A 20,554-nucleotide genomic window follows, 5' to 3' on the forward strand; every position below is an offset into this window, starting at 1 on the left:
AAAAGCCATTCCCATCGGTTTCGGACAGTTCTCAGAGACGGATTCGGATATCCGGACCCGGGTAGGAGATCGACGCGAGAGTCACGGCGGGGGAAATCGTGGATCAGGATGAGCCTTCTCGGGATGGCCGTCGCGGTGGTGGCGGCCTGCCTCATCGGTCTGGGCTTCGTGGCGCAGCAGCACGCGGCCTTCCAGGAGCCGCTCGGACGGATCCTGCATCCGAGGCTGCTGCTGGACCTGCTGCACAGCCGGCTGTGGCTGAGCGGGATCGCCCTGATGATCGCCGGTCAGCTCGTGTTCGCGTTCGCGCTGGACCTCGTCGGCGTCGCCCAGGCCACGCCGGTACTCACCGTCAACCTCGTGTTCGCCCTGGCCGCCGCGCATGTGATCTACCGGGAGCCGTTCGGCGCCAGGGCCCTGCTGGGGTCGCTGACGCTGACCGGCGGAGTCGCGCTGTTCCTCGGCATCGGGCAGCCGCACGGAGGGGCGCCGCCCGGCGCGCTGTCCCCCCGCTGGATGAGCGGAGCGGTCGTGCTGGGGCTCGCCGTGCTGGTCGCGGTGGGAGGAGGCCACCGGGACCTGCGCGTCCGCGCGATGCTGCTCGCCACGGCCGCCGGGCTCCTCTACGGCCTCCAGGACACGCTGACCCGCAGCGTCGTGCTGCTGTTCGACGCGGGCGTCTCCACCGCCTTCCGGACGTGGCAGCCCTACGGCCTGTTGTTCATCGGGGCGCTCGCGCTGCTGTTCGCCCAGAGCGCCTTCGACGCGGCGCCGCTGCGCATCTCGCTGCCCGCCAGCACCGCGGCCGAGCCGCTGACCGGGATCGCGCTGGGTGTCACGATCTTCGGCGAGAAGATCCGGCTGTCCCCCCGTGACCTGGCCCTGGAGGCGCTGGGGCTGGCGGGCATGGTGGCGGGCATCGTCGTCCTCGGCCGGTCGCCCTACCTCGGCAAGCCGGGCGAGCTGGCAGCGCGGGACGGGGACGGGGACCGGTGACCGCCGTCATCCTGGGCCTGCTGGCCGGCGCGGCCAACGCCCTGGCGTCGGTGCTCCAGCGCCGGGCCGCCGCGACCGCGCCCGAGGCCGACGCCTTCAAACCGTCCCTCATCCTCGACCTGCTGCGGCAGCCGCTCTGGCTCGGCGGGGTGGGCGCGCTCATCGCCGCGTTCGTCCTGCAGGCCGCCGCGCTGTCGATGGCGGGGCTGGCGCTGGTCCAGCCGTTGATGGCCTCCGAACTGCCGTTCACCATGATCCTCATCGCCTGGCTGCCGCCGCGCGGGCTGCGCCTGGTGCCGTGGGCCGGGGTCGCCGTCCTCACCGCGGGCCTGGCCGGGCTGCTCATCGCCGCCGCCCCCAGCGAGGGCCTGGGCGTGCCGGGGCCCGGCGAGTGGATCATCGCGACGGCCGCCACGGCGGGCTGCGCGGCCGCCCTGGTGGCGGCGGCGTGGAGGATCCGCGGACCGGTCCGCGGCGTGCTGCTCGGCGTGACGACGTCCCTGGGGTTCGCGCTGACGGCCGCGTTCATGAGGACGGCCACGCGCGCCTTCTCCGACGGCATCGTCGCCGTCCTGACGTCCTGGGAGCTCTACGCGATGGCCGCGGCGGGGGTCGCGAGCCTGTTCATGCTCCAGAACGCGCTGCAGAGTGGCAGCCTGGTGGCCGTGCAGCCCGCCCTGACGGTCGCCGACCCCGTCGCCAGCATCGCGCTGGGCGTCGGCCTCTTCGACGAGAGCATCCGGACCGGCCCGTGGCTCGCCGCGGAGGTCGTGAGCGTCGCGGCCATCCTGCTCGGCAGCGCCGTCATCGCCCGGTCCCCCCTGCTGCACGACGAGCGCGCCGTCACCCCAGCGCGGCGCGGATGACCTGCTCGGCCCGGACGGCGTCGAACAGCAGGTCCACCCGCCGGGCCCGGGCCGCGCGCACCCGCTCGTCCGCGAGCCCGTCCAGCGTCTCGAGGAGCTCGGCGGGCGACCGCGCGAACGCGCTCAGGCCCGCCCGCGCCATCGCCTCGGCGCCGTCCCGTCCATGACCGGGGATGGGCCGGTGGGTGACCACCGGCAGCCCGCACGCGAACGCTTCCCGGCACGTCTGCCCCGCCGCGTTGTCGACCAGCGCGTACGCACCCGCCATCAGCCCGGGCATGTCGTCCCGCCAGCCGAGGGCGTGCCCGATCCCGTCCTCCCGGATCCGGGCGAGCAGCCGCCGGTTCCGCCCGCACAGCACCACCGGCAGGTACCGGCCGGACGCGGCGAGCCCGCGGGCAGTCTCGACCACCCCGCCGACGCCCCAGGCCCCCGCGGACACCAGCACGATCCGCTCATCGGGGCGCGCCCCGGCGAGCGCCCGCAGCCGGCCGCCGTCGTCCGCGCGCCGGAACCCGGGCCGCACCACGGGCGCGACCCGGCCGGCCGGACGTCCCGTCCGCTCCGCCACCGCGCGCGCCGAGGCCTCGTCCGGGCACAGGTAGCGGTCGTTGCCCGGGTGCGACCACATCCGGTGCACGGCGAAGTCGGTCACCAGCACGAGCGAGGGCGCCCCCAGCCGCCCCCGCAGGCGCATCCGACCCGCGACCTGCGCCGCGAGATGGAAGGTCGACACCACCGCGTCCGGCGGCGGCTCCGGGGTCCGCCGCTCCAGCCGCCTGGCGATCAGCGCCGTGAGCGGCGAGGGCGGCGGCGGGCTCGCCGACACGAAGAACGCCTGGTAGATCCACTCGTAGAGCCACGGCGCGCCGCGGAGCATCCCCCCGTACATCCGCCTGAGCCCGTGCCCGAGGCGCAGCGGCACCAGGTCCAGCACGTCGACGACGCTCACCTCCACGCCCCGCGGCGCGATCCGTCGCGCCAGCTCCCCGGCGACGGCGTCGTGACCGGCCCCCATGGCCGCCGTGAGGATGAGGAGCCGTTTGCCCATGCGATCGATCCCCCTGTGAGACTGGTCCCATGTCGCATCTGACGCGGGGCCTCGCCGGGGTGCTCCTGGCGCACGCCCTGCCCGCCGCGACCTGGCTTCCGCCCGTCCGCCGCCTGACTCCCCGTCTCGCCGGCCGCGGCGGGGCCCGCCATGTCGCGCTCACCCTGGACGACGGACCCGATGCCCGCTCCACGCCCCTCTTCCTGGACGAGCTGGCCCGTCTCGGCTGTCACGCGACCTTCTTCGTCCTCGGCGCGATGCTCCAGCGCAACCCGGGCATCGGCCGGCGCATCGTCGCCGACGGCCATGAGATCGCCGTCCACGGATGGCACCACGACAACGCCCTGAAGACCCGGCCCGGTCGTGTCGCCGCCGAGATGCGCCGCACCGTCCGGCTCATCGAGGACGTGTGCGGCGCCACCCCGGCCTGGTACCGGCCCCCGTACGGCGTCCTCAGCGCCGAGGCCCTCCTCGCGGCCCGCCGCGACAACCTCCGGCCCGTCCTGTGGACGGCCTGGGGCAAGGACTGGACGGCCTCCGCGACGCCCCGTTCCGTGCTGGCCGAGCTCGCGCCCGGCCTGGACGGCGGCGCGACGCTCCTCCTGCACGACAGCGACGCCACCTCGGCGCCGGGCGCGTGGAGAGCGTCCCTCGGCGCCCTCCCCGGCGTGGTGGCGACCTGTCGCGCCACCGGCCTGACCGTCGGCCCGCTCCGCGACCACGAGGTCCATTCCCCAAGGACGTCACCTGGTCATTCATAACCAGCCGGTGCCCGTCCATGCTGGCGCGCCGTCAGCGGGCCGCAGGGCAGGAGCGCGCCGCAGACGACGGCACCGGCCGCGAAGATGCCGGCGCACCACCAGAACACCGTGCTGTAGCCGTGGACGGCCGCGAGCTGGAGCATCTCCGGCGTCGGCCGTCCGCGCACGTGGCCGGCCAGGTAGCCGGAGGTGGCGCCGGCCGCGATCGTGTTGAGCAGAGCGGTGCCGATCGAGCCGCCGAGCTGCTGGCCGGTGTTGATGCTCGCCGAGGCCACCCCCGCGTCCCGCGGCGCCACGCCGAAGGTGCCGGTGGCGGCCGCCATGCCGAAGACGAGGCCCATGCCGGCGCCGATCACCATGAGCGGGCCGAGCAGCGCCGCCCCGTAGCCCGAATGCGCGCCGATCCTCGTCAGCCACACCATGGCGGCCGCGTTGAGCAGCATGCCGGCGATGACCATCGGCCCGGGTCCGAACCGCGGCATCAGCCTGGTGTTGCCCAGGACGGCCATGGCGCCGCTGAACACCACCATCGGCAGCATGGCCACCCCCGACCGGACGGCCGAGTACCCCAGCGTCACCTGCATGTAGTAGACGAGGAACAGGAAGACGCCGAACGTGCCGGCCCCGCTGACCAGGATGGTGAGGTAGGCGCCGGCGCGGACGCGGTCGAGGACGATGCGGGGCGGCAGCAGGGGGTGCGCGGTGCGCGCCTGCCAGGCCGCGAAAACGATCAGCAGCGCGACCCCGGCCGCGAGGAGGCCCCAGGTCAGGGGCGTGCCCCAGCTGTGGGACGCGGCGTTGGAGAAGCCGTAGACGAGGCAGAGCATCCCCCCGGACACCGCCACCACGCCCGGAACGTCCAGGCGGCCGCCCGGCGTCCGCCGCTGCCGCCCGACCAGCAGCGCCCCACCGATGATCGCGAACGCGGCGAAGACCAGGTTGACGTACATGCACCACCGCCAGGACAGGTAGGAGGTCAGCGCACCGCCGAGCAGCAGCCCGAGGCCGCCGCCCGCGGCCGCGACCGCGCCGTAGACGCCGAAAGCCCTGGCCCGCTCCCTGGGTTCCTGGAACGTCGTGGTCAGCAGCGACAGGGCGGACGGCGCCAGCAGGGCGCCAAAGGTCCCCCTGGCAGGCCCGCGCCGTCACCAGCATCGGGAAGTCGACCGAGGCGCCGCCGACGGCGGAGGCCGCCGCGAAGCCGACGAGCCCGGTCAGGAAGGTCGCCTTGCGGCCGGCCAGGTCGGCCAGGCGCCCGCAGAACAGCAGCAGGCTCCCGAACGACAGCGCGTACGCGGTCACGACCCACTGCCTGTCGGCGGCGGAGAACCCCAGCGCGCGCTGCGCCGACGGCAGCGCGAGGTTCATCACGGTCAGGTCGAGGACGACCATCAGCTGGGCGGCGGCGATGACGGCGAGGACGAGCCAGCGTCTCGGATCCGGGCGCGTCGTCACCTCCGCCGCCGGTCCCGCCACCGGGGCCGAACTGCGTGCAGACATGATCGTCTCCTTGTCGCATCGAACGAAGCCGTGTCGGGAGTCCGACGACGCGGCGCCCCGGAATGTCAGGTCGCCGCCCGCCTGACATTCCGGTGCGCCGTCTCGTCGTAGTGAGATGAGGGCACATGCGATCCAGGGAGCCACCAGGACATGACCGACCAATCGCCACCAGGAGCCGACCGGTCCGACGCGGGCCTGAGCGCGATCGTCAGCGAGCGGCGCCGCCTGATCGGCCTCGCCTACCGGCTCCTGGGCTCCCTGGCCGAGGCCGAGGACGTCGTGCAGGAGACCTACGCCCGCTGGTACGCCATGTCCCCGCGGCAGCGGGAGGCCGTCGCCTCCCCCGGCGCCTGGCTGTCGAAGGTCGCCGGCCGCATCTGCCTGGACGTGCTCGGCTCGGCGCGCGCGAGGCGGGAGCGCTACGTGGGCGAGTGGATCCCCGAGCCGCTGCCCGGACCCGAGCGGTGGATCGGCGGCCGCCCGGGCGCCGCGGCGGCCGACCCGGCCGACCGGATCACCCTGGACGAGTCGGTCGGCATGGCCTTCCTCGTCGTGCTGGAATCGATGACCCCGGCCGAACGCGTGGCGCTCATCCTGCACGACGTCTTCCGGTACCCCTTCGCCGAGATCGCCGAGATCACCGGCCGCACCCCGGCGGCCTGCCGCGAGCTGGCCTCCTCGGGCAGGCGCCGCATCCGCGCCGGCACGCCGCCCGCGGCCCCGGCCGCCGGCCGCGCCGATGTCGTCAGGAACTTCAGGCGGGCGCTGGAGACCGGTGACGTCGACGCCCTCATCGGCCTTCTCGATCCGGGCGCCGTCCTCACCGCCGACGGCGGCGGCGTGGTCAAGACCGTGCTCCGTCCGATCGAGGGCGGTGAGCGGATCGCGCACGCGATCGCCGACCTCCTCCGCCGGGTGTCCGGCGTGACGCTGCTGGAGCGCACCGTCAACGGCCAGCCCGGTCTGATCGCCCAGCAGGACGGCGCCATCGTGACGGTGTACGCGTTCGAGATCACAGACGGGCGGATCAGGCGCATCTGGGCCGTGCGCAACCCCGAGAAGCTCCGCTCCTGGACCGGCGTCTGAGACGCGTCCCCCCACCGCACGAGTGACTATTCCGTCATGCGGCGGCGAGGCAGTCCTGCCAGACCGTTTCGGTGGTGACCCACCGCTTTCCTGATATCACTTGCTGTGACTACAAGGGAGTGGAAGGTGACGATGGCGCAGTCTGACGGAAGAGCCGGTCCGGGCAACGACATGCTCTGCCTGGCGGCCGGGGTCGCCGACCTGGTGGCGGAGGGACTGCGGGTCATGGCCCGGCGCATGCCCGGCCCGGCCGAGGTGCGTCAGGAGCTCCGCGCCCGGGGGGAGCTGGCGCTGCGGCGCAACGGCGCGGCTCCGGAGGCGCATCTGGAGGTCCTGGCCCGCCGGGCCGCCGCACGGCTCGGGGATGGCTGACCTCCGGGCCCGGGTCGACCGGGCGCTGGAGGAGTTCGTCGAGGCGGAGATCGCCGAGCTGCTGGCCCTGGACGGCGAGCTGGCGCCCGTGGCCGACCAGCTGAGGATCTCGGTCGACGGCGGCAAGCGGATCCGCCCGGCGTTCTGCTACTGGGGGTGGCGCGCCGCGGGGCAGCCGGACACCGACGCCGCCGTCCGCGCGGCGGCGGCGCTGGAACTGGTGCACGCCGCGGCGATCGTCCACGACGACGTCATCGACCGCAGCCCGATGCGGCGCGGGCGGCCGAGCGCGCACGAGAGGCTCGGCGACGCCCTCGCCATCATGGTCGGCGACCTGCTGGTGGCGTGGGCCGCGCAGCTGTTCCACTCCTCGGGCCTGCCGCGGGCCTTCCTGGGCCGGGCGGTGCCGCAGTGGACGGCGATGGGCCGCGAGCTGGTGGCGGGCGAGTGCCTGGAGATCCTGCGCACCGGGGCGGCGCCGGACGTGGCCCGGTCACTGGCGATCGTTCGGTTCAAGACCGGCTCCTACACCGTCGAGGGGCCGCTGCGGATCGGCGCGGTGCTGGGCGGGGCGGCCGCGCCGACGCTGGACGCGCTGGCCGCCTACGCCCGTCCGCTCGGGGAGGCCTTCCAGCTGCGGGACGACTTGTGGGGCGTGTTCGGCGACCCGGGACGCACCGGCAAGTCGCTCCTGGACGACCTCGCGGGCCGCAAACCCACCGCCCTGCTCGCGCTGACCCTGACCGAGGCCGGCGAGCCCGACCGGCGGCGGCTGCGGGACCTGCTGGACGGACCGCTCACCCCGGCCGGCGCCGCCGAGATCCGGGAGATCATGATCCGCTCCCGGGCGCCGGACCGCGTCCGGCAGATGATCGACGAACGCGCGCACGCCGCGCACGCGGCCCTCGCCGGCACCCGGCCGGACGCCGCCGACGCACTGGCCCGACTGATCCGCGAGGTGACCTCCGATGACTGACTACACCGACCAGTACATGGACGCTCTGCGGCTGAAGGGCGACCCGCTGGCCGACGCGACCGTCGAAGCCCTTTTCAGCACCGGGCAGGTCGGCAGGTACAACACCCTCATGCGCTGGTTCACGACCTCCGGCCAGGCGCTTCCCGACGGCCTGCCCGACGCGGCGCGCGACTACCTCCGGGCGACCGCGACGCCGCCGGACTGGATCGACTGGGGCGTCATGGAGCAGGCGCGGCGGTTCTTCGTCGACAACGACGTGCACGTCTCCACCGCCCTGTCGTTCGCGGCGATGCCGGCCTGCTACGTCGTCCCGCACGTGGCGAAGCTGCTGTCCGCCACGCATTCGCTGGCCTACCCCTCGCGCCGGATGGCAGAGACCGGGCAGTTCACCGTCTACCTCATGCAGCCCGACGCGTTCCAGGCCGGAGGGCGGTTCCTCCCAGCGGCGCAGAAGGTCCGCCTGCTGCACGCCTCCATCCGCCGGCACCTCAAGGAGGAGGGCCGCTGGCCCGAGCCCGTCGCGATCTGCCAGGAGGACATGCTCGGCGGGCTGATGATGTTCAGCATCCAGGTCCTGGACGCCCTGCACCGCATGGGCATCCACATCACCGCCGAGGGCGCGGACGCCTACTACTACGCCTGGCGCGTCGTCGGCGCCATCCTCGGCATCGAGCCCGACACCATTCCCCCGGACCTGGAGGCGGCCAGGGAGTTCTCCGACCGGTACATGGTGCGCCACATGGGCCCCTCCCCCGAGGGGGCGCACCTGACCCGGCAGCTGATCGACCTGTACGAGGAGGTCGTGCCCGGGACGCTGCTCGACCCGATCGTGCCCGCGCTCATCCGCTACCTCATCGGCGACACGTCCGCGGACTGGCTCGAGGTCCCCCGCACGCGGTTCGACTCGCTCATCAGGATCGCCCCGGCCCTGCTGGGCGCGCTGGAATGGGTCGAGGACCGCGGGCCGTGGGCCGAGCAGATCTCCGACCGGCTCGGCCGCCTGGTCACCATGCTGGAGCTGTCCTCGCTGACGCGGGGCCGCGTCATGCACTACGCCATCCCCCAGGAACTCAAGCCCGACTTCGGAGTCCCCTCGAAGACCGCCCGCTGGACCCCGCCCCCGCCCACCGCCGTCTCGCGGAGTTGAGGCTCCCGCGCGGGGAGGTCCCGGGTCAGGGTTCGAAGCGGTAGCCCATGCCCGGCTCGGTGATCAGGTGGCGGGGGCGGGCCGGGTCGGGTTCCAGCTTGCGGCGCAGGTGGGCGAGGTAGACGCGCAGGTAGTTCGTCTCCTTGTCGTAGGCGGGGCCCCACACCTCGTGGAGGAGCCGCCGCTGGCCGACGAGGGCGCCGGGACTGCGGACCAGCACCTCCAGGATGTTCCACTCGGTGGGCGTCAGGCGGATCTCCCGGCCCGCCCGGGTCACCCGCTTGGCCCCGAGGTCGATCGTGAAGGCCTCGGTCTCCACCACGGCGGCGGCCTGCTCGGCCGGGGCGGCCCGCCGGACCGCCGCGCGCAACCGGGCCAGGAGCTCGTCCATGCCGAACGGCTTGGTGACGTAGTCGTCGGCTCCCGTGTCCAGGGCCCGGACCTTCTCCTCGGAGGCGTGCCTCGCGGAGAGCACGATGATGGGGACGTTCAGCCGGCCGCGCAGCGCCTGGATCACCTCGACGCCGTCCATGTCCGGCAGCCCGAGGTCGAGCACCACCACGTCCGGCCTGCGCTGGGCGGCCAGGTCCAGGGCGGTGCGGCCGTCGGGCGCGGTGTCCACCTCGTAGCCGCGCGTCCTCAGGTTGATGCGCAGCGCCCGGACGAGCTGCCGCTCGTCCTCGACGAGAAGTATCCGCGTCACCGTGCTCCCCCGCTCTCGCCGCCGGATGCGGGCCCGTCCCCGCGCGCGCCGGCGGCCGGCAGCGCGAAGAGCATGGTGAGGCCGCCCCCCGGGGTGTCCTCGGCCCGCAGGGTGCCGCCCATCGCCTCGGTGAAGCCCCGGGCCACGGCCAGGCCCAGCCCCACCCCGGTGCCGCGGGGAGAGTCCCCGAGGCGCTGGAACGGCGCGAAGATCTGCTCCTTGGCGGCCTCCGGCACTCCGGGGCCCCGGTCCGCGACCCTGATCTCGACCCGTTCGAGCCGCCGGTCCGCGCGCAGCTCGCCGGCCGACAGGGTGACGGGGCCGGTGCTGTGCCGGACGGCGTTCTCGACCACGTTGGCCAGCGCGCGTTCCAGCAGCCCGGGGTCGGCCAGCACCGGCGGGAGCGTCTCGGGGACGTCCACCTCGACGCGGTCGCGCGGCACGCCCCGCAGGACGGGCGGCACCACCTGTTCCAGCGAGACGGGCTGGGTCAGCGGGGAGACGACGCCCGTCTGCAGCCGGCTCATGTCGAGCAGGTTGCCGATGAGGCCGTCGAGCCTGTCGGCCGACTCCTCGACGGTGGCCAGCAGTTCGGCCTCGTCCTCGGGATCCCAGTCGACGTCGGTCTGGCGCAGGCTGCTCACGCCGGCCTTGATCGAGGCGAGCGGGGTGCGCAGGTCGTGGGACACCGCGGCGAGCAGGGCGGTACGGATCTTGTTGCCCTCGGCGAGCCGCCGCGCCCGCCCCGCCTCCTCGGCCAGCCGCCGCCACTCCAGCGCGGCGGCGGCCTGGGACGCGAACGCCGACAGCACCCGGCGGTCGGCGGCGGGCAGGACGCGTCCGCGCAGGGCCAGCACCGTCTCGCCGCCCCGGTCCGCGCCCTCGCCCGCGCCGACCCTGGCCTGCGCGTCGGCACGGTCGGGGTCGAGGCACGGATCGGAGCCGGTCGCCCCCAGCACCGTCCAGCCGTCGCCCGTCCTCTCCAGCAGCGCGACCGAGGCCACGCCGAAGGTCTCGCGGATCCGTTCCAGCAGGGCGGGCAGCGCCTTCTCGCCGCGCAGCACGCTGGTCGCCAGCATGCTCAGGGTCTCGGCCTCCGCGCTGCTCTGCGCCGCCTGCCGGGAGCGGCGCGCGGCCAGGTCGACCACCGAGGCGACCGCCACCGCCACCCCGACGAAGATCACCAGCGCGAGGGCGTTGTCGCGGTCGCCGATGGTCAGCGTGCGGAAGGGCGGCGTGAAGAACCAGTTGGCCAGCAGGCTGCCCAGCACCGCGGCGGCCACGGCCGGCCACAGCCCGCCCGCGAGGGCGACCCCGACGGTCAGCACCAGGTAGAACAGGATGTCGGTGACCAGGCCGAACTCCAGGCCCGTCCCGGCCAGCAGGCCGGTCAGTGCCGGGGGCCCGGCGACGGCGAGCGCCCATCCCGTCCCTCTGCGCCGGCGGCTCAGCGCCGGGCCGCCCGCGCGGGTGATGCCGGGGCGCCTCCCGGCGCGCTCGTGGCCGACGATGTGGACGTCGAAGTCACCGGACTCCCTGACCAGGGCGGTCCCGATGCCGGTCGCGAACATCCGCCGCCGGCCGGGGCGGCGCCCGGCCCCCACGACGAGCTGCGTGGCGTCGACGCCGCGGGCGAACTCCAGCAGGGCCGTCGCCACGTCGTCGCCCACCACCTGGTGGAACGTCCCGTTCAGGCTCTCCACCAGGGCGCGCTGGCCCGCGAGTGCGGCCGCGGAGCCCTCGTCGAGGCCGCCGCTGCGCACCACCCGGACGGCGAGGAGGTCCGCGCGCCCGGCCCGGGCGCCCATGCGGGCCGCGCGGCGGATCAGCGCGTCGCCCTCCGGGCCGCCGCCGAGCGCCACCACGATGCGCTCGCGCGCCTCCCAGGGCTCGGTGATGCCGTGCCGGCCGCGGTAACGGGCCAGGCCCTCGTCGACGCGGTCGGCCACCCACAGCAGCGCCAGCTCGCGGAGGGCGCTGAGGGTGCCCGTCCTGAAGTAGCCGGCCGGCGCGGCGCCGGTCTCGTCCGGCGCGTGGACGTTCCCGTGCGCGAGCCTCCGCCGCAGCGCCTCGGCGGTCATGTCGACCAGCTCGATCTGGTCGGCCCGCCGGACGACCGCGTCCGGGACGGTCTCGCTCTGCCGGACCCCGGTGATGCCCTCCACCACGTCGCTGAGCGACTCCAGGTGCTGGATGTTGAGGGTGGAGATCACGTCGATGCCCGCCCGCAGGAGTTCCTCGATGTCCTGCCACCGCCGGGCGTTGCGGCTTCCCGGGGCGTTGGCGTGGGCGGGCTCGTCGACCAGCGCGACCTCGGGACGGCGGGCCAGCAGGGCGTCCACGTCCATCTCGGTGAACCGCGATCCCCGGTGGAGCGTCCGGCGGGCCGGGACGACCTCCAGGTCGCCGATCTGCTCGGCCGTCCGGGAGCGGCCGTGGGTCTCCACGAGCCCGACGACCACGTCCGTGCCGCGCCCGGCGCGCCGCCGCCCCTCGTTCAGCATGGCGTAGGTCTTGCCGACCCCGGGCGCCGCGCCCAGATAGATCCGCCATGTGCCCCGCCTGCCCATGCCGAGCGCCGCCTCCCCCTCGCCTGAATCGTCCCTTTATGGGGCGTGGCGAAATCTAGCAAAGCCTGGTGAGCGCCCCTGTGCGGTCCGCGTCCGCGGATCAGGAATTGACGTTTTCTTAACGGCCGCCGGGCTCTTCGTATTCTCCGAGGCCGCTGCGATGCGGTCCCGGCACGAGCGACCGGGCGGTCCGCAGGGTGACCACCATGGTCAGCCCGCCGCCCGGGGTCTCCTCGGGCAGGAGGGTGCCGCCCATCGCCTCGGTCAGCCCCCGTGACAGCGCCAGCCCCAGCCCGACGCCGGTGCTGTTGTCGCGGTCGCCCAGCCGCTGGAAGGGCGTGAAGACCGCGTCCCTCTCGGACACGGGGATGCCGGGCCCGCGGTCGATCACGCGCAGCTCGACCCGGTCCGCATGAGCGCTCGCGGTGACCGTGACGGGCTCCCCGGGCGGGTTGTGGCGGACGGCGTTGGCGACGAGGTTCGCCAGCACCCGTTCGAGCAGGGCCGGATCCGCCGACACGACGGGCAGCCCCCCGGAGATCCGGACGCGCACGCCGCTCGCGTCGAGGTGTTCGAGTGAGGACACGGCGCGCGGCACGACGTCCTCGACCGCCAGGAGGCGCGGGAGGACGCCGAGCACGCCGGCCTGCAGGCGGCTCATGTCGAGAAGGTTGGCCACCAGCCGGTCGAGCCGGGCCAGGGACTCGGCGGCGGTGTCGACCAGTTCGTCCCGGTCCTCCTCGATCCAGGTGACGTCGGGGCTGCGCAGGCTGTCCACCGCCGCCTTCGCCGAGGACAGCGGCGTCCGCAGGTCGTGGCTGACGGCGTTCAGCAGGGCGGTGCGGATCCGGTCGGCCTCGGCCAGCGGGCGCGCCTGCTCGGCCTCGGCGGCGAGCCTCTGCTGCCGCAGCGCGACCGCGGCGTGCGCGGCGAAGGCCTCCAGCACCCGGCGGTCCTCGGCCCGCAGCGTCCGGCCGCGCAGCACCAGGACGAGGCCGTCGTCGATCGGGATCTCGGTCTCGCCCGCCTTCGGGGCGGTGCAGGGCGGGCCCCCGGCCGTCGACGCGACGCGCCAGCGGTCCGGGTCGCTGTGCATTCCCAGCGCCCCGGCGTCCCCCGGCCCGCGCTCCAGCAGGGTCACCGCCGTGAGGCCGAAGGTCCGCCGCAGGTCCTCCAGGATGTCGCGCGGCGTGCTCTGGCCGCGCAGCACCCCGCCCGCGAGCGCGGACAGGACCTCGGCCTCGGTCCGGGTCCGGGACGCCTCCCTGCTGCGCCGGTAGTTCAGGTCGACCACGGCGCTGACGGCCGCGGCCACGACGACGTACACCACCAGGGCCAGCAGGTTCTCCTGCTCGGAGATCGTGAACCGGTCGAGCGGCGGCGTGAAGTAGTAGTTCAGCAGGAGGGACCCGGACACCGCCGTGAAGAGCGCGGGGTACAGGCCGCCGACCAGCGCGACCCCGATGACCGCGACGAGGAACAGCAGGATGTCGCTGGGCAGGGAGAACTCCCCCCGCAGGTGGTGGAGCACCAGGGTGAGCAGCGGGAGGAGCACGGCGGCGAGCACGAAGCCCGCCGTGCGCCGCCGCCGGGTGAGGCCGCCGCGCGACGGCCGGGCCCGGCGCCCCTTGCTGACCTCCTCGTGCGTGACGAGATGGACGTCGATGGGGCCGGAGTGGGCGGTCGTCGTCACGCCGACGCCCCGGGAGAACAGCTGCGCGATCCGGCCCCGGCGGGAGGCGCCCAGCACCAGCTGGGTCGCGTTGACTCCCCGGGCGAAGTCCAGCAGGCCGGTCGGGATGTCGTCGCCGACGACCTGGTGGTAGGTGCCGCCCAGGTTCTCCACGAGGGCCCTCTGCCGCACGAGGTGCGCGGGGTCGGTGCCGGTGAGGCCGTCGCCGGGGAGGACGTGGACGGCCAGCAGGTCGGCGCCCTTGGTGCGGTCGGCGATGCGGGCGGCCCTGCGGACGAGCGTGTCGCCTTCGGGGCCGCCGGTGAGCGCGACCACGACGCGTTCCCGCGCCTCCCAGGTGCCGTGGATCTCGTGGTCGGCGCGGTAGCGGTCGAGCTGGTCGTCGACCTTGCCGGCCAGCCACAGCAGCGCCAGCTCCCGCAGCGCGGTCAGGTTGCCGACGCGGAAGTAGTTGCCGAGCGCGGCGTCGACCTTCTCGGGGGCGTACACGTTGCCGTGCGCCATCCTGCGCCGCAGCGCCTCGGGCGTCATGTCGACGAGTTCGACCTGGTCGGCGCGGCGGACGACCTCGTCCGGGACGGTCTCGCGCTGAGGCACGCCGGTGATCTGCTCGACGACGTCGTTCACCGACTCCAGATGCTGGACGTTGACGGTGGAGATGACGTCGATCCCCGCCTCCAGGATCTCCTCGACGTCCTGCCAGCGCTTGGCGTGGCGGGATCCGGGCACGTTGGTGTGGGCCAGCTCGTCGACCAGCACGACCCGCGGGCGGCGGGCGATCACCGCCCCGGTGTCGAGCTCGGTGAACGCCGTCCCGCGATACTCCATCGTCCTGCGGGGCAGCGACTCCAGCCCGGCGAGCCGCTCCACGGTCAGCGGCCGGCCGTGCGTCTCCACGTACCCCACGACGACGTCGGTGCCGCGGGCCCGCCGCCGGTGCGCCTCGGCGAGCATCGCGTACGTCTTGCCCACGCCCGGGGCGGCCCCCAGGTAGACGCGGAGCCGCCCGCGCGTCATGGTCGGCCCCTCCCGGCGCCGGACGGGTGGTCGCGGTCCAGTTCGAGGTTGAGGCGGACGACGTTGACCACCGGCTCCCCCATGAACCCGAGCGCGCGGCCGGTCTCGTTGTGCCGGACGGCCGCCAGCACGCGCGCCTCGGAGACGCCGCGCGCCCGCGCGACCCGCGGCGCCTGGAGCCTCGCGTACGCGGGCGTGATGTGCGGGTCCAGGCCGCTGCCGCTCGCGGTGACGGCGTCGGCCGGCACCTCCGGTTTCGCGGGCGCGTTCCCCCTGACCGGGACGGTCAGGCCCGCGGCGAGGTCCTCGCCCGGCCTGGCGCACTCGACCCGGACCCCCTCGTAGACGGTGACGAAGGGTGCGGCGGGGCAGGCCTGGTTGGCGCTGACCACCCTGGAGGGCTTCGGGACGGTGCCGTCGGGCGCCCGCGTCCCGAACACCTTGAGCACCGCTCCCACCCCGTCGGGGGTGCAGTAGGGCCGCGCGCCGTCCACGCCTTCCAGGTCGCCGACGGCCTTGCTCCGGGAGCAGACCCGGGTGAGGAGGCTCTGCTCGGCCTCGGCTCCGGCCGCCGGGTCGGCGAGGGTGTCGAGGACGTCCTCGGGCCCGAGGTTGCTCGCGGCCGTCGAGGTCGGGTCGTAGCCGTTCCCGGCTTCGGAGGGACGGCTCTGGAAGTACTGCCTGAGCGGGTTCCCGTCCTTGCCGGTGAAGGACTGGCCGATGAGGGCGCTGCCCGCCGCCCTGCCGTCGGCGGTCTTCACGATGCTCCCGTCGGCCCGGCCCTTCAGCCCTGGGAGCTGGGCGACCCCGAAGACGGCGAGCGGGTAGGCGACGCCGAGCACGACGGTGAGAACCAGCAGGGCTCGGACCGCGGCCACGTGCTGGCGGATCCAGGTGGGCATACGCATGTCAGGACATCCCCGGAAGGAACTGGACGATGAGGTCGATGAGCTTGATGCCGGCGAACGGCGCGACGATGCCGCCGAGGCCGTAGACGCCGAGGTTGCGCGACAGCAGCCGGGACGCGTTGCTCGGCCGGTACTTGACACCGCGCAGCGCCAGCGGGATCAGCGCGACGATGACCAGCGCGTTGAACACCACGGCCGACAGGATCGCCGACTGCGGGCTGGCCAGGCGCATGATGTTGAGCGCGTCCAGACCGGGGAAGAGCGTCACGAACAGCGCCGGGATGATCGCGAAGTACTTGGCGAGGTCGTTGGCGATGGAGAACGTGGTCAGCGCACCGCGCGTGATCAGCAACTGCTTGCCGATCTGGACGATCTCGATGAGCTTGGTGGGATCGGAGTCCAGGTCGACCATGTTCCCGGCCTCCTTGGCGGCGGAGGTGCCGGTGTTCATGGCGACGCCGACGTCGGCCTGGGCCAGCGCAGGGGCATCGTTGGTGCCGTCCCCGGTCATGGCGACGAGGCGCCCGCCCTCCTGCTCCTTCTTGATCAGGGCGAGTTTGTCCTCGGGCCTGGCCTCGGCGAGGAAGTCGTCCACGCCCGCCTCGTCGGCGATCGCCTTGGCGGTCAGCGGGTTGTCACCGGTGATCATGACGGTGCGGATGCCCATCGCCCGCATCGCGGCGAACCGCTCCCGCATGCCCTGCTTGACCACGTCCTTGAGGTGGATCACGCCCAGGACGCGCGCCCCTCCGCCAGAGGACTCGCCGACCACGAGCGGTGTCCCGCCGGAAGCGGAGATGCCGTCCACGATCTGGCCGAGCATGGGCGGCACGGCGCCGCCCTGCTTGCGGACCCAGTCGGTGACCGCTCCGGCCGCGCCCTTGCGCAGCGACCGCTTCGTCCCCTCGTCCAGGTCGACGCCCGACATGCGGGTCTGGGCGGTGAACGGCACCCACTCGGCGTGGGAGAGCTCCCCGGGCGTGCGCTCGCGGAGTCCGTACCGCTGCTTGGCCAGGACGACCACCGAACGGCCCTCGGGCGTCTCGTCGGCGAGGCTGGACAGCTGCGCAGCGTCGGCCAGTTCCGCCTCCGGCACCCCGGCGAGCGGAAGGAACTCGGCCGCCTGCCGGTTCCCGAGGGTGATGGTGCCGGTCTTGTCCAGCAACAGGGTGTTGACATCGCCCGCGGCCTCCACCGCGCGCCCCGACATCGCCAGCACGTTGCGCTGCACGAGACGGTCCATCCCGGCGATGCCGATGGCGCTGAGCAGCGCCCCGATCGTCGTCGGGATCAGGCACACCAGCAGCGACACCAGCACGATCCCGGTGACCCCGTCCGCGCCCAGGGCCGGCGAGTCCGGCACTCCGGGACTGGTGTCCTTGGAGTAGATCGCCAGGGGCTGGAGCGTCGCGGTGGCGAGCAGGAAGATCAGCGTCAGCGCGGCGAGCAGGATGTTCAGCGCGATCTCGTTCGGCGTCTTCTGCCGGCTCGATCCCTCCACCAGCGCGATCATCCGGTCGATGAAGCTCTCGCCGGGCCGCTGGGTCACCCGCACCACGATGCGGTCCGACAGCACCTTCGTCCCGCCCGTCACCGCCGAGCGGTCCCCGCCCGACTCCCGGATCACCGGGGCCGACTCCCCCGTGATCGCCGACTCGTCCACGCTCGCGATGCCGTCCACGACGTCGCCGTCCGCCGGGATGATCTCCCCGGCCTCGACGACCACGATGTCGCCCCGCACGAGTCGGGGCGCGGGAACCGGCTCCTCCCGCACGTCCACCGCCGCGGGCCGCCAGCCGACCAGGCGCCGGGCCGTCATGTCCCGCTTGGCCCGCCGGAGCGTGTCCGCCTGGGCCTTGCCGCGGCCCTCGGCCACCGCCTCCGCCAGGTTGGCGAAGACCACCGTGAGCCACAGCCAGCCGACGACGAGCCAGGCGAACCACGTCGGAGCGGTGACCGCCAGCACCGTGGACCACACGGCGCCGACCTCGACGATCAGCATCACCGGGTTCCGCCACAGCGTCCGGGGGTCCAGTTTCCGGAGCGCGTCCGGCAGGGACCGCAGCATCTGCCGCGGGTCGAGCAGGCCGCCCTGGACGCGGCCCGAGGGTTCGGGGGCGGGTGACTGCGCGGGGACCCGCGCGGTCTGCGTCGTGGTCATCAGTGGATTCCTTCTGCCAGCGGCCCGAGCGCGAGCGCGGGCAGGAACGTCAGCGCGACGAGGACGACGGTGACGCCCGCGACCAGCCCGACGAACTGGGGCCGGTGCGTGGGCAGGGTGCCGTCCGATTCGGGGGTGCGCCCCTGGCGGGCCAGCGAGCCGGCCAGGGCGAGCACGAAGATGATCGGCAGGAACCGGCCGAAGGCCATGCACAGGCCGAGCGCCGTGTCGTACCAGACCGTGCTGACCGTGAGGCCGGCGAACGCCGAGCCGTTGTTGTTGGAGGCGGAGGTGAACGCGTACAGGACCTCCGACAGTCCATGCGGCCCGGAGTTCAGCAGACCCGCGCGGCCGCTCCCGGTCGCCATCGCCGCGGCGCTCCCGGTCAGCACGAGCGCGGGCGTGACCAGGAAGTACAGCGCGGCGAACTTGATCTCCCGGGACCCGATCCGCTTGCCCAGGTACTCGGGCGTGCGGCCCACCATCAGCCCCGCCACGAACACCGTGATCACGGCGAGGACCAGCATCCCGTACAGGCCCGCGCCCACGCCGCCGGGCGCCACCTCGCCGAGCATCATGTTGAACAGCGTCATCATGCCGCCGAGGCTGGTGTAGGAGTCGTGGAAGGAGTCCACGGCGCCGGTCGAGGTCAGCGTGGTCGCCGCGGCGAACACCGCCGAGTTCAGCACCCCGAAACGCGCTTCGGTGCCCTCCGTCGCCGCGCCGGCCGCGGTCGGCACCGTGCCGTGGTGCAGGCCCTGGAAGATCATCGTGAGCGAGACGCTCACCAGGGCGAGGAGGGCCATGACCGCCGCGATCGCATACCCCTGCCGCGGCTGGCCGACCATGCGGCCGAAGGTCCGGGTCAGCGCGAACGGGATGACCAGGATCAGAAAGATCTCCAGCCAGTTCGTCCACGCCGCGGCGTTCTCGAAGGGGTGCGAGGAGTTGGCGTTGTAGAAGCCTCCGCCGTTCGTCCCGAGTTCCTTGATCGCCTCCTGGGACGCCACCGGGCCGCCCGTCAGCGTCTGGGCGCCCCCGGCGATCGTGTCCACGGTGTGGTGCGCGGGATCCCAGAAGTTCTGCACCAGGCCGCCGGACACCAGCACGACGGCGCCGACGAAGGCGATGGGCAGCAGGACCCGCAGCGATCCCCTGGTCAGGTCGACCCAGAAGTTGCCGAGATGGTCGCTCCTGCGGCGCGCGAATCCGCGCACCAGAGCGACGGCCACGGCCATGCCGACGGCGGCGGAGACGAAGTTCTGCACCGCGAGCCCGGCCATCTGCACTAGGTGGCCCATCGTCGACTCGCCCGAGTACGACTGCCAGTTGGTGTTGGTCACGAAGCTGACGGCGGTGTTCCAGGCCTGGTCGGGCTTGACCGGGTCGAATCCCAGGCTGAGGAGCAGGTGGTTCTGCAGGCGCTGGAAGCCGTAGAGGAACAGCACGCTGACGGCGGAGAAGGCCAGGACGCTGCGCGCGTAGACGCTCCACCTCTGCTCGGCCTCGGGATCGACCCCGACCAGCCGGTAGAGCACGCGCTCCACGCGCGAATGCCGCGTCCCGGAATAGACCCTGTACATGTAGTCGCCCAATGGCCTGTGCGACAGAGCGAGGGCGAGCAGGAGAGAGCCGAGGAAAAGGACCCCGGCGACCGTGGGGCTCACTAGAAACGCTCCGGGAAAAGAAGGGCCGCGACCAGGAAGGCGACCAGCAGGACGGCCAGCGCCAGTCCGATTCCGTTCTCTACGGTCACAGTCGCTCGACCGCCTTCACGACCAGTGCGAACACGGCGAAGACCGCCACCGTGAGCAGGATGAACGCCAGATCTGACATCTCTCGGTTCCTTGGAGGGCGGCGCGCGGCCGCCATGGAGCGCCGGGTGCTCGTCACACCCGCACCCGCTTCGGGGGTGCATCAGGCAGTTAACGGCACTTTCCCGGCATCTCCCCAGGTCGTTGACGCGTTCTTAGCGCAACGACGCGGTGCTTAACGCTTCTTTAACGCCGAACGGATTCGCGCGTCCGTCGAAGGCGCCCGTTCCCCCGTCCCGGGGTTTACCGGCCCTGCGCCCGCCGGGGAGCCCGCTCGGCCCGCCAGCGGTCGACCAGGGCGGGCAGCTCGCGGAACATGAAGCCGTAGAAGTCGCGCATCTCCTCGAGGCGGCGCGCGGCGAGGCTGTCGTGACCGGCGGCGGCGATGCCCTGCTCGTCGGCCTCGAACATGGCCTGGATCAGCCCGTTCTGCGTGGACATCAGCGTGGCCCAGGCGCCCTCGCGGAGCCGGTAGTGCTCCCGGCGGCTGCCCGGCGCGGGAACGCGTTCGATCAGCCCGACCGTGGACAGCATCTTGATCGCCCCGGACACTGCAGAAGGTCGGCCTGGTCCAGGCGTTCATGCACGACCCCGAACTGCTGATCCTGGACGAGCCCACCTCCGGCCTGGACCCCCTGATGCAGCAGATGTTCCTGGAGATGGTGGCCGAGGCCCGCGACGCCGGGCAGACCATGTTCATGTCCAGCCACATCATGAGCGAGGTGGAGGCCGTCGCCGACCGGGTCGCCATCATCCGCCAGGGCAGGCTCGTCGCCACCGGCGACCGTCGCCGGCCTGCGCGCCCGCTCCTCACTGCGGGTGCGGATCGGCTTCGCCGCCCCGGTGCGGGACGCCGAGTTCGCCGCACTGCCCGGAGCCTCCGGCCCCGCCCGCGCGTTCAGCCGTTCGATGTTCACCAGGACGCTCTTCGAC

General features: G+C 73.5%; 19 protein-coding genes and 1 pseudogene. 7 read left to right on the forward strand and 13 right to left on the reverse strand.

The annotated features are described in order from the left end of the window. The first annotated feature begins 108 nt into the window (after nt 1-108). Together BJY14_RS01935 and BJY14_RS01940 are read left to right on the forward strand one after the other, a co-directional pair. Nucleotides 109-996, forward strand: coding sequence for a DMT family transporter (locus BJY14_RS01935; RefSeq protein WP_179841986.1), 888 nt, complete (start codon nt 109-111; stop codon nt 994-996). Next, nucleotides 993-1,862 carry a DMT family transporter gene (locus tag BJY14_RS01940; RefSeq protein WP_179841987.1) on the forward strand — a complete coding sequence of 290 codons (870 nt, stop codon included), beginning with the start codon at nt 993-995 and terminating at the stop codon, nt 1,860-1,862. Before BJY14_RS01935 ends, BJY14_RS01940 begins: the two co-directional genes overlap by 4 nt. Here BJY14_RS01940 and BJY14_RS01945 read toward each other — a convergent pair. Further along, nucleotides 1,840-2,913, reverse strand: coding sequence for an MGDG synthase family glycosyltransferase (locus BJY14_RS01945; protein ID WP_179841988.1), 1,074 nt, complete (start codon nt 2,911-2,913; stop codon nt 1,840-1,842). The two genes, BJY14_RS01940 and BJY14_RS01945, sit on opposite strands and share 23 nt — an antisense overlap. 29 nt (nt 2,914-2,942) lie before the next feature. Between BJY14_RS01945 and BJY14_RS01950 the strand changes: the two genes are divergently transcribed. Further along, nucleotides 2,943-3,674 carry a polysaccharide deacetylase family protein gene (locus tag BJY14_RS01950; protein WP_179841989.1) on the forward strand — a complete coding sequence of 244 codons (732 nt, stop codon included), beginning with the start codon at nt 2,943-2,945 and terminating at the stop codon, nt 3,672-3,674. Here the strand turns inward: BJY14_RS01950 and BJY14_RS01955 are convergent. Further along, nucleotides 3,665-4,786 (reverse strand): MFS transporter, encoded by a 1,122-nt coding sequence (locus tag BJY14_RS01955; RefSeq protein ID WP_218905941.1) that lies wholly within the window; start codon nt 4,784-4,786, stop codon nt 3,665-3,667. The genes BJY14_RS01950 and BJY14_RS01955 overlap by 10 nt on opposite strands. 25 nt (nt 4,787-4,811) lie before the next feature. Further along, nucleotides 4,812-5,174, reverse strand: a pseudogene (locus BJY14_RS47615) (MFS transporter); the annotation flags it as partial. A 150-nt stretch (nt 5,175-5,324) separates the two neighbouring features. Between BJY14_RS47615 and sigJ the strand changes: the two are divergent. The 4 genes from sigJ to BJY14_RS01975 all read left to right on the forward strand — a co-directional run bounded on the left by sigJ (nt 5,325) and on the right by BJY14_RS01975 (nt 8,755). Beyond that, nucleotides 5,325-6,260, forward strand: a complete 936-nt coding sequence (sigJ, locus tag BJY14_RS01960; protein ID WP_179841990.1) for an RNA polymerase sigma factor SigJ — start codon at nt 5,325-5,327, stop codon at nt 6,258-6,260. 132 nt (nt 6,261-6,392) lie between these two features. Continuing rightward, nucleotides 6,393-6,632 (forward strand): hypothetical protein, encoded by a 240-nt coding sequence (locus BJY14_RS01965; protein WP_179841991.1) that lies wholly within the window; start codon nt 6,393-6,395, stop codon nt 6,630-6,632. Beyond that, the gene (locus BJY14_RS01970) at nt 6,625-7,608 is read left to right on the forward strand and encodes a polyprenyl synthetase family protein (RefSeq protein WP_179841992.1); all 984 of its coding nucleotides are present in this window, start codon (nt 6,625-6,627) and stop codon (nt 7,606-7,608) included. The genes BJY14_RS01965 and BJY14_RS01970 overlap by 8 nt, the downstream gene beginning before the upstream one ends. Continuing rightward, nucleotides 7,601-8,755 carry an oxygenase MpaB family protein gene (locus BJY14_RS01975; RefSeq protein ID WP_179841993.1) on the forward strand — a complete coding sequence of 385 codons (1,155 nt, stop codon included), beginning with the start codon at nt 7,601-7,603 and terminating at the stop codon, nt 8,753-8,755. The genes BJY14_RS01970 and BJY14_RS01975 overlap by 8 nt, the downstream gene beginning before the upstream one ends. 25 nt (nt 8,756-8,780) lie before the next feature. Here BJY14_RS01975 and BJY14_RS01980 read toward each other — a convergent pair whose 3' ends face one another. The 10 genes from BJY14_RS01980 to BJY14_RS47085 form a co-directional block, all read right to left on the reverse strand. Beyond that, complete coding sequence (locus tag BJY14_RS01980; RefSeq protein ID WP_179841994.1) at nt 8,781-9,458, reverse strand: response regulator; 678 nt, start codon at nt 9,456-9,458, stop codon at nt 8,781-8,783. Continuing rightward, nucleotides 9,455-12,028, reverse strand: coding sequence for a sensor histidine kinase (locus BJY14_RS01985; protein WP_179841995.1), 2,574 nt, complete (start codon nt 12,026-12,028; stop codon nt 9,455-9,457). Before BJY14_RS01985 ends, BJY14_RS01980 begins: the two co-directional genes overlap by 4 nt. A gap of 118 nt (nt 12,029-12,146) precedes the next feature. After that, nucleotides 12,147-14,738 (reverse strand): ATP-binding protein, encoded by a 2,592-nt coding sequence (locus BJY14_RS01990; RefSeq protein WP_179841996.1) that lies wholly within the window; start codon nt 14,736-14,738, stop codon nt 12,147-12,149. After that, nucleotides 14,735-15,640 carry a potassium-transporting ATPase subunit C gene (locus BJY14_RS01995; RefSeq protein WP_218905943.1) on the reverse strand — a complete coding sequence of 302 codons (906 nt, stop codon included), beginning with the start codon at nt 15,638-15,640 and terminating at the stop codon, nt 14,735-14,737. The genes BJY14_RS01990 and BJY14_RS01995 overlap by 4 nt, the downstream gene beginning before the upstream one ends. A gap of 7 nt (nt 15,641-15,647) precedes the next feature. Next, a complete protein-coding gene (gene kdpB, locus BJY14_RS02000) occupies nt 15,648-17,807 on the reverse strand; it encodes a potassium-transporting ATPase subunit KdpB (protein WP_179841998.1) in 2,160 nt (719 codons plus the stop codon). Continuing rightward, on the reverse strand, nt 17,807-19,474 hold the full coding sequence (gene kdpA / locus BJY14_RS02005; RefSeq protein ID WP_179841999.1) for a potassium-transporting ATPase subunit KdpA: 1,668 nt from the start codon (nt 19,472-19,474) through the stop codon (nt 17,807-17,809). Before kdpA ends, kdpB begins: the two co-directional genes overlap by 1 nt. Further along, nucleotides 19,474-19,563, reverse strand: a complete 90-nt coding sequence (kdpF, locus tag BJY14_RS47075) for a K(+)-transporting ATPase subunit F (RefSeq protein ID WP_258945708.1) — start codon at nt 19,561-19,563, stop codon at nt 19,474-19,476. Before kdpF ends, kdpA begins: the two co-directional genes overlap by 1 nt. Beyond that, nucleotides 19,560-19,700, reverse strand: coding sequence for a hypothetical protein (locus BJY14_RS47080; protein WP_312878910.1), 141 nt, complete (start codon nt 19,698-19,700; stop codon nt 19,560-19,562). The genes kdpF and BJY14_RS47080 overlap by 4 nt, the downstream gene beginning before the upstream one ends. A 164-nt stretch (nt 19,701-19,864) precedes the next feature. Continuing rightward, nucleotides 19,865-20,155, reverse strand: coding sequence for a hypothetical protein (locus BJY14_RS02015; protein WP_179842001.1), 291 nt, complete (start codon nt 20,153-20,155; stop codon nt 19,865-19,867). Further along, on the reverse strand, nt 20,134-20,538 hold the full coding sequence (locus BJY14_RS47085) for a hypothetical protein (protein WP_179842002.1): 405 nt from the start codon (nt 20,536-20,538) through the stop codon (nt 20,134-20,136). Before BJY14_RS47085 ends, BJY14_RS02015 begins: the two co-directional genes overlap by 22 nt. Between the last annotated feature and the right edge of the window lie 16 nt (nt 20,539-20,554).

The sequence above is a fragment of the Actinomadura luteofluorescens genome (assembly GCF_013409365.1).
GTDB lineage: Bacteria > Actinomycetota > Actinomycetes > Streptosporangiales > Streptosporangiaceae > Spirillospora > Spirillospora luteofluorescens.

Bases quoted from the DNA above. Each gene is read 5' to 3' on its own strand.
- BJY14_RS01975 (WP_179841993.1), top strand. From the start codon at position 7,601: ATGACTGACTACACCGACCAGTACATGGACGCTCTGCGGCTGAAGGGC.
- BJY14_RS01995 (WP_218905943.1), bottom strand. From the start codon at position 15,640: ATGCCCACCTGGATCCGCCAGCACGTGGCCGCGGTCCGAGCCCTGCTG.
- kdpB (WP_179841998.1), bottom strand. From the start codon at position 17,807: ATGACCACGACGCAGACCGCGCGGGTCCCCGCGCAGTCACCCGCCCCC.
- BJY14_RS01985 (WP_179841995.1), bottom strand. From the start codon at position 12,028: ATGGGCAGGCGGGGCACATGGCGGATCTATCTGGGCGCGGCGCCCGGG.
- BJY14_RS01965 (WP_179841991.1), top strand. From the start codon at position 6,393: ATGGCGCAGTCTGACGGAAGAGCCGGTCCGGGCAACGACATGCTCTGC.
- BJY14_RS02015 (WP_179842001.1), bottom strand. From the start codon at position 20,155: ATGCTGTCCACGGTCGGGCTGATCGAACGCGTTCCCGCGCCGGGCAGC.
- BJY14_RS01945 (WP_179841988.1), bottom strand. From the start codon at position 2,913: ATGGGCAAACGGCTCCTCATCCTCACGGCGGCCATGGGGGCCGGTCAC.
- BJY14_RS01990 (WP_179841996.1), bottom strand. From the start codon at position 14,738: ATGACGCGCGGGCGGCTCCGCGTCTACCTGGGGGCCGCCCCGGGCGTG.
- BJY14_RS01935 (WP_179841986.1), top strand. From the start codon at position 109: ATGAGCCTTCTCGGGATGGCCGTCGCGGTGGTGGCGGCCTGCCTCATC.
- BJY14_RS01950 (WP_179841989.1), top strand. From the start codon at position 2,943: ATGTCGCATCTGACGCGGGGCCTCGCCGGGGTGCTCCTGGCGCACGCC.
- sigJ (WP_179841990.1), top strand. From the start codon at position 5,325: ATGACCGACCAATCGCCACCAGGAGCCGACCGGTCCGACGCGGGCCTG.
- BJY14_RS01970 (WP_179841992.1), top strand. From the start codon at position 6,625: ATGGCTGACCTCCGGGCCCGGGTCGACCGGGCGCTGGAGGAGTTCGTC.